The 4,331-nt window shown below is 31.0% G+C and carries 3 protein-coding genes; 2 read left to right on the top strand and 1 reads right to left on the bottom strand.

The genetic code is table 11. The features are described 5' to 3' along the window. Positions 1–220: 220 nt before the first annotated feature. Both L8D11_RS03725 and L8D11_RS03720 read left to right on the top strand, forming a co-directional pair. Complete coding sequence (locus L8D11_RS03725) at positions 221–1,069, top strand: hypothetical protein (protein WP_236870334.1); 849 nt, start codon at positions 221–223, stop codon at positions 1,067–1,069. Between the two features lies 1 nt (position 1,070). After that, positions 1,071–3,128, top strand: a complete 2,058-nt coding sequence (locus tag L8D11_RS03720; protein WP_236870333.1) for a hypothetical protein — start codon at positions 1,071–1,073, stop codon at positions 3,126–3,128. A gap of 21 nt (positions 3,129–3,149) precedes the next feature. Here the strand turns inward: L8D11_RS03720 and L8D11_RS03715 are convergent, their stop codons facing one another. Then, on the bottom strand, positions 3,150–3,929 hold the full coding sequence (locus L8D11_RS03715) for a hypothetical protein (RefSeq protein WP_236870332.1): 780 nt from the start codon (positions 3,927–3,929) through the stop codon (positions 3,150–3,152). Positions 3,930–4,331: the final 402 nt, after the last annotated feature.

Here is a 4,331-nt window from a genome sequence, read left to right as displayed (position 1 = left end):
CTTGAATTCCTATTATTCTATCAGCTTTTATACCAAACTTATCGTTCTTCTTTATATGAATCTAATTTTTTAAATCCATTTATTGCATATCTTCCTTGCTTTGCATTTATGCAACGGCCTTTATTTAATGAAACTTAATTTGACTGTGCCCAAAGTTCTGTTGACATTAATCGCCGCTTTTTATACTATCATATAAAATTGTATAAACACGATTTAAGCTATGAAAAGTTCTGAACTAACGCCTCAAAAAGCACATTCTCTTGAAATTGAAAAATATATTGAATCTTACGGTAAAATTATATCTACATCTGAGTTACAGGCTTTGCCTAAGCATGATCAATTCATGGAATTGTGCACAAGCCAAGAACTGAATAACGAATATAATGCTGTTAGTAACGGCTACGATTATTTAATTAATAAATTTTACACAGACCTTAAGCATTTTCACGAGAGATCTACGCTACTTTTTCAAAGTGGCAAGCAAGATTTTGATGTTAAGTTTAATGAGAACATAATATATGGCCATAACGCAGATAATCCTGACCAAAAGCCACTTTCATGCTCTCATTCGGATAAGTACTATAACATTATGCACATATTTTTTCAATACTTGGCGATAAAAAATGAAAATTTTAAATTTGAACAAAACCCTGGACTTTTTTTCTCTATTGGGAAAAAGTCGTATTCGGCTTATTCTATGGCCAATATCTCAAAATATTTTCAAATTTCTGCGTACGTTAATGGCCAAGCAAAGCAGCTAGATTTTTATAAAGAAGATAGTTCTGCTATTAAGACCCCCATAAAAGACACTTTTAAAGCCTTAGATGATTATATGAATGGTATAAAATTGTTGCTAAATCGAGATATAAGAGATGAGGGATCTATGTGTGAAACCATTCGAGACAGCGAGCCTTATACACAAGCGATGGTCTGTATCCAACATAATAACGTTGTTGTTAACGCAAATGCGCCGATGAATTACAAAAACTGCTATGCTATCATGCAGTGGATTAATGTGCATCCAGAAATATGTGGTAATTATACCGAACTAACAATAGAAGATCTATAAAATGGTATCGAGCATCGTTAATTGTAAAAAATATAAAGATTCTAAGGCATTTGTCCCTAAAGATTATTCTTTAAAAAGCGTTAAGGCAACGGATAAGTTGTTACAAAACATTGTTGATTCAATGTTCGTAATTAAAAGTACTGACAGTAATGTAGTATTAAATGAAGATTGCTTAAGCCTATCTAGTGTATTAGTAAAATTATTGGATTTTGATGAAATAAAAAATGTAGACGCCCCTTCATTTTTTAACATTTCGTATAATTTATGTAGACTAAGTGAAGTGATATCAGAACGCGATTACTATTCTTTTTGCGTTAATTTAACAAAATCTGATAAAACTAAGGATTTATTGCTTGGATTCAGTGCACTGATAAATGCTGAAGGAGATAAATATTGCAACCTAAAGTATGATGTTTTTAAAAAAAATGATGCACAGTTCGCGAAATTATATACTCTATGCGGCGATTTCTATTTTTTTTCTACTTTATTAGACGATGCTGATAATTGGTATCAACGCTCCTACTCTATAAATGGGAATTCTTATTCTGCTTCTCAATTGGGTGTTATACACATAGCTAAAGCAAAGACAGAAGAGGATGTACTGAAGGGCTGCAAATATCTTCAATATGGCTCAAGCTATTCAGAATTAACAAAGGCAAGGTACTTGCTTTACACCTATAACAGCATTTGCTTCGATGAAAAGATCTTTACTTCTATTCTAAAAGATCTGGGAGATGAAACGCCAGTCGCTTTGTGTGTCAATTACCATCTTATTCATCAAAATATAGTGATCGATGATTCATTTTTTTCTTTTGATAAGATGCTGTCTTTTTTTGAGAAAGATAGTTGTATAAAACATTACTATTTATATCATAATATACTTTATGGCATAGATTTAGGAATTGAGAGGATTACATTATCATCAGCCTTAGATGAGATTTTTGATGTATACCTATCATCTAGATTGCTTTATGCAAAAGTTATAATAAATGATATTAATTCAAACATCAAAGATAAATTGAATTTTGAATCTGACAGATCGTTAGGTCAAAGTAGTTATATAGGCCCGAAGAAAGATATAAAAGAAAGTTATGAAAAGGTTTTGCAAAAAAAATATATAGTTAATAATGCTGAGTTAAATAAGCTCTTACCAAAAGACACTGCGAATCTTAAAGATGTTTCTGCGTTTACTAGAAAGTATTTAACTTTATATCATCCAGATAAACTAAAAGACTACCAATCAAAAATCGATGATATAGAAAAGGAGCAATTCTCCAAAGAAGATATTTATGTAATAAACTCCTATAATAACGCTCTCAAGAAGGATCAGGTTAAAACGGTCATAGAATGCGGGTGGTTTTATTGCTCAGAAGTTGTTAAATTTACTGAAGACAGATCTTTCTTATCGATTGATTATTTTTACAAAAGAAACGAAGAGTTATTTTCAAAACTAACAAATATTACCAGTCTCAATTTTGATAACTCTATTGAATACTCACCATACAGTATCATGCAATATAAAGAATATTCGTGCAAGTTTTTAAAAGAGTTACTAAAAATCGTTATTAATTTTAAAAAGTCCTTTCCTTTAGAGGCGCGTGAGATTTCAACTGTGTCTGATAAATATTTTGAAAGTATAAACGTTGCCTTTTCCACATCTATTAATGGACGGGAATGCTATAACTCGATTGGGTATGATTTAATAGATCTTGCATTTGAACAAAAAAACTTAGCCTTAATAAGGCAATATTTTGATCACTTTTCTCAGTACTCGGCTAACCTCAAAGGTTGCGAACAAAAATTTCATTACTCACTAGATTCGGTGCTAAATGGCGTCTCAAGAAATGAGGAGGTTACTTATTCTAATTGCCCAAGATTTGAATATATAGCTAGACTATATAATGGCAATACTGCAATAGACGGCCTAGAGGTAGAATTGGATTTATACCTTTCATGCGAGTATTATAATCAATCTCAGCTTGATAAATCTGATATAAAAGAAGAAATAGGATACGAGCAATGGCTAATATGTGAACCTTACTTTACAGAAGACTTATAGTCATTAATATCTGAGCTAAGTCTAATAAGAGAAAGAAATGCCAGCCATTAAGTTAGCTATGGCTCCCCCTTTTGTATTAAATCTACATAATTTAAGATCTATACTTGTATTTTCATTTACAGTAAATTCTACGCCTAATCCGTATTTGATTCCGAGTCCATATCTTTTTTCTTTATTTACTAATTCTCTTTTTTGATCTACCTTATAAACACTCTCTATACTATAGGATATAGAGCTGCCTATCAGAACATATGGATTAAATTGCACTTGGTACAATTTATTAGTAACTAGTATTTTGGCTATAGGTATTTCCAAATCCAATCCCAGTCTATAATCAGCAATATAAGAAACGAAAGACTGAGTGGTTGTGAGTAGTTTAGACCCTTTATTATATCTTTTTAATCTATCTGCGAAAATATACCTATCTACTGCCATATCACAAATTGGTTTTGTTAGTATATAATGATCATTTAAAATCCATGGGTTTTCTTTTTTAGTTATATTTGATACTATGCACATAGTGTAATAAGCTAGTACTTTATATTTTTTAGAGATATAATGAGATGGAAAGTATTCTGCAATATCTATATCTGAAGTTGTACTATAATGCCTGCTGGAAAAATTCCTACCTGCTGATATGGAAAGCCAATATTTATTGTTTATTGGGATTTTTAATGCCGCCTCCGTTACATTTTTGCCCGCTGTTAACTCATACTTATTTTTAGCCCTTATTTTATTAATTTCTTGCAAACTAGTTTTATTATTGAAATTAAACTCATATGTCAAATCTATATCGCGCATTGAAGCTTTGGCAATTTGATTATTTATCAATATTATAAATAAGGCGTATATATAGTGTCTCATATAGCTTGTAAATAATGATAATTATAGTAACATGACTTTGTTGCATAAATACCGCAGGTAGCTTTTCTGGCTCTGTCGCATCTATAACTGAGAGTTAAATTTATCCAGTATAATACAATGACATTGTTAGCTCCTATTACTTCAGCTATACTCCTTAAGCTAAGGCCTTTTTTAAATAACGTGATTGCCACAATTTTTTGTTTTACGCTATACTATAGTGGACTGAAAAATCAAGACAAAATTTTGAGAATTTTGCTTCCTATTATTAAGCAGCATTTTTCAATGCCTCTAAATAAACATTCATGGGCTTTTTATAGCCAATGCTAGAATGAAATCTTT

It is taken from the genome of Candidatus Bandiella numerosa (assembly GCF_021811875.1).
Classification (GTDB): domain Bacteria; phylum Pseudomonadota; class Alphaproteobacteria; order Rickettsiales; family Midichloriaceae; genus Aquirickettsia; species Aquirickettsia numerosa_A.
The sequence above is the reverse complement of the archived record's forward strand: the minus strand, read 5'-3'. Positions and strand labels throughout refer to the sequence as shown.